The sequence below is a fragment of the Mycobacterium sp. E1715 genome (genome assembly GCF_001667625.1).
Taxonomy (GTDB): domain Bacteria; phylum Actinomycetota; class Actinomycetes; order Mycobacteriales; family Mycobacteriaceae; genus Mycobacterium.
On record NZ_LZJJ01000558.1, the window covers coordinates 1 to 2,867 of the forward strand.

The 2,867-nt window shown below is 67.9% G+C and carries 6 protein-coding genes and 1 pseudogene; 4 read left to right on the top strand and 3 right to left on the bottom strand.

Going from position 1 to position 2,867, the window contains the following annotated elements; genetic code table 11:
- The coding region (locus A9X03_RS27260) for a DUF1697 domain-containing protein (RefSeq protein ID WP_156746695.1) at positions 1 to 241 on the bottom strand (241 nt) is incomplete at its 3' end.
- Positions 242 to 317: 76 nt separating this feature from the next.
- Between A9X03_RS27260 and A9X03_RS27265 the strand changes: the two genes are divergently transcribed.
- Positions 318 to 761, top strand: a complete 444-nt coding sequence (locus A9X03_RS27265; protein WP_067755837.1) for a PPOX class F420-dependent oxidoreductase — start codon at positions 318 to 320, stop codon at positions 759 to 761.
- A 37-nt stretch (positions 762 to 798) separates the two neighbouring features.
- Entirely contained in the window at positions 799 to 987 is a 189-nt protein-coding gene (locus tag A9X03_RS27270; protein WP_067755834.1) for a DUF5302 domain-containing protein, read from the top strand.
- Between the two features lie 34 nt (positions 988 to 1,021).
- Here A9X03_RS27270 and A9X03_RS27275 read toward each other — a convergent pair whose 3' ends face one another.
- Positions 1,022 to 1,555 carry a nuclear transport factor 2 family protein gene (locus A9X03_RS27275; RefSeq protein WP_068263924.1) on the bottom strand — a complete coding sequence of 178 codons (534 nt, stop codon included), beginning with the start codon at positions 1,553 to 1,555 and terminating at the stop codon, positions 1,022 to 1,024.
- Between the two features lie 88 nt (positions 1,556 to 1,643).
- Between A9X03_RS27275 and A9X03_RS27280 the strand changes: the two genes are divergently transcribed.
- Together A9X03_RS27280 and A9X03_RS27285 are read left to right on the top strand one after the other, a co-directional pair.
- Positions 1,644 to 2,216 carry an HhH-GPD-type base excision DNA repair protein gene (locus A9X03_RS27280; protein WP_067755974.1) on the top strand — a complete coding sequence of 191 codons (573 nt, stop codon included), beginning with the start codon at positions 1,644 to 1,646 and terminating at the stop codon, positions 2,214 to 2,216.
- Between the two features lie 28 nt (positions 2,217 to 2,244).
- The gene (locus tag A9X03_RS27285) at positions 2,245 to 2,391 is read left to right on the top strand and encodes a DUF1059 domain-containing protein (RefSeq protein ID WP_067277197.1); all 147 of its coding nucleotides are present in this window, start codon (positions 2,245 to 2,247) and stop codon (positions 2,389 to 2,391) included.
- 70 nt (positions 2,392 to 2,461) lie between these two features.
- Here A9X03_RS27285 and A9X03_RS27290 read toward each other — a convergent pair.
- A pseudogene (locus A9X03_RS27290) lies at positions 2,462 to 2,867 on the bottom strand (hypothetical protein); the annotation flags it as partial.

Below are 2,867 nucleotides of genomic sequence, written 5' to 3' on the forward strand. Positions count from 1 at the left end.
CCGTTTCGAGGTCATAGACCAGCACCCACGCGTCGTAGCCGAAACGGTCGCGCAGCGCGGCTTCGGCCTTCTTGCGCACCCCCGCGGCGCCGGCGGGCGACTCCAGCACGATGTTGCCGCTGGCCAGGATGGTGCGCACGTTCTTGCAACCCGCATCGGTCAGCGCGCGTGCCACCTCGGCCATCTTGAGGTTGACGCCGCCGACGTTGACTCCGCGCAGGAAGGCCGCGTACTTGGTCATGGTCCGATTTCACCAGGTCGGTGCGGGCCGGCGCGATCCGGGACCGGTCGCTGGACGCGCGACGTAGGCTGCTGGGATGGGACGCCAAGTCTTCGACGACAAGCTGCTCGCCGTGATCAGTGGGAACTCTCTCGGGGTGCTGGCGACCATCAAGCGCGACGGGCGGCCCCAGCTGTCGAACGTCAGTTACCACTTCGACCCGCGTGACTTGGCCGTGCGGGTGTCGATCACCGAGCCCCGGGCCAAGACCCGCAACCTTCGCCGCGACCCCCGGGCGTCGATCCTGGTCGACGCCGACGACGGGTGGTCGTATGCGGTGGCCGAGGGCACGGCCACGCTGACGCCGCCGGCGTCCGACCCCGGCGACGACACCGTCGAGGCGCTGATTGCCTTGTACCGCAACATCGCCGGCGAACACCCGGATTGGGACGAGTACCGCCGCGCGATGGTCACCGATCGGCGGGTGCTGCTGACCCTGCCGATCTCGCACGTCTACGGCATGCCGCCGGGGGTGCGGTAGCCGCCCGATTCCGGCCGCGCGGCGCTAGGCTGCCGGTATGGCTGAATCGAAGTCCTCCGAGGCGCCGGAATCGGACGACGACACCAAGCGCAAGTTCCGCGAGGCCCTGGACCGCAAGCTGGCCAAGTCGTCGGGTGGGTCCGACCACAAGGACAGCGGGGGCAAGCAGTCGCGGGCGCACGGGCCGGTTGAGAACCGCCGCGAGTTCCGCCGTAAGAGCGGGTGAGGATCGGCGGTTAGCCGTTGCCTCCCAACGGTTTTCAGCCCGCGGGCGGCGTGAACAGGCCGATCGAGGGGTCGTCACGGCCCGGCTTGCCGCGCAGGCTGCCGCGGGTGCTGGGGTGGGAGAAGTCCACCCGGGACGGGTCGTTCTGGTACGACCAATCCGCCACGATGGTGCGTTGGCCGAACTTCCAGCGGCCCTCGTGTCGGGTGTAGGTGTCCAGGTACCTACCGCCGATGACGACGTCGACGTCGCGTTCGGGGCCGGCGAAGGTGTGGAAAACGAGGCAGTAGACCTCGCCGCGGGCGGTGTCGCCCTCGACGACGAAGTTGGTTGTGGTGACGTTGTGTTGGGACACCCGCACATACGGTTCGGACGCCTGCAGCTGCGCGATGAACTGTTCGACGCCGCCCGCCGAGAACGAGCCGTGCGAGTCGGTCGCGTCGGGGTGGTAGAGGTCGCGCAGCGCTTCGTAGTCGGCGCGGTCGACGGCCCGGCAATAGGCGGTGACGAGGGCGTGCAGTTCGTCGCGGGCCAGCATCAGCGCCAGTCGGGCCTCATCCACCACCACGCCACGATAACGCGGTGGTTGGGTGAGTAGTCTGCCAACTACGGCTCATCGGTCTTAGGGTGTTCAGCGGAAAGGTTGGTCGTTGACGGTGAAACTTTGGCTCGCTCAGGATCCCGAGGCCGACGCGCTGCTGGACGAGGATCCGCTGGCGCTGCTCATCGGGATGGTCCTTGACCAGCAGGTGCCCTTCGAGACCGCCTTCTCCGGGCCGAAGAAGATCGCGGACCGGATGGGCGGCTTCAGCGCCGCCGAGATCGCCGACTACGACCCCGACAAGTTCGCCGCGCTGTGCTCGGAAAGGCCTGCGATACACCGCTTTCCGGGATCGATGGCCAAACGTATCCAGACCCTGGCCCAGATCATCGTGGACCGTTACGACGGTGACGCGGCGGGTTTGTGGACCGCCGGGGACCCCGACGGCGCGGAGCTGCTGCGGCGGATCAAGGGGCTGCCCGGTTTCGGCGATGTCAAGGCGCAGATCTTTGTGGCGTTGCTGGGCAAGCAGTACGGCGTCACCCCGAAAGGCTGGCGCGAGGCGGCCGGGCAGTTCGGCAAGGCCGGCACCCACATCTCCGTCGCCGACATCGTCGACGCCAAGTCGATGGGCAAGGTCCGTTCGTACAAGAAGCAGATGAAGGCAGCTGCCAAGGCGGCGAAGTAGTTGGTGACCAGAAGGGAAGGGCGGCAACGTGAAGACTCACCTGACGTGTCCGTGCGGGGAAGCCATCGTCGGCAAGGATGAGGACGAGTTGGTCGAGCTGACCCAGGCTCATCTCGCCAGCGATCATCCGGGTCTCGAGTACGACCGCGACGCGATCCTGTTCATGGCGTACTAGCCGCCCGCCAGACCGGAGCGCGCGTGTCCCCGAGGGGAGCACGCGCGCCATGGCGGGGGACAGTGCCGGCCTACGGCACCACCGTGGAGCCGATGGTGGGCATGAACTGGCACTGCTTTTCCTTCGTGGTGACCTGCCCGAAAATGGTCGACATGATGCTGCCGGACCCGGTGTCGGCGATCGCGGTCAGCGTCGTCGGCCCGTCGGCGTTGATGTCGGTGCGCGGCTTGAGCGCAACCGTCCCCGACTTACCCGTGGTCAGGTTCACCCAGGTGACGTTCAACGGCAGCTTCTGCACCTCGGCGGGCCCGGGCGTGCCGACCGCGGTGAACACGTAGGCGGTCTGCCCGGGGCCCGGGCCCGGCGTCGGGATCTTCGCCGGACCCGCCACCGACAGCGCCGTGGCGATCGCGCTGGTGCCGTCCGCCAGGCAGTTGGTGCCGATCGAGGGGTACATGAAGTCCTGCGTGGGGGCA

Excerpts from the sequence above, each read along its gene's own strand:
- A9X03_RS27265 (WP_067755837.1), top strand. The coding sequence starts at position 318 with ATGGGACGCCAAGTCTTCGACGACAAGCTGCTCGCCGTGATCAGTGGG.
- A9X03_RS27270 (WP_067755834.1), top strand. The coding sequence starts at position 799 with ATGGCTGAATCGAAGTCCTCCGAGGCGCCGGAATCGGACGACGACACC.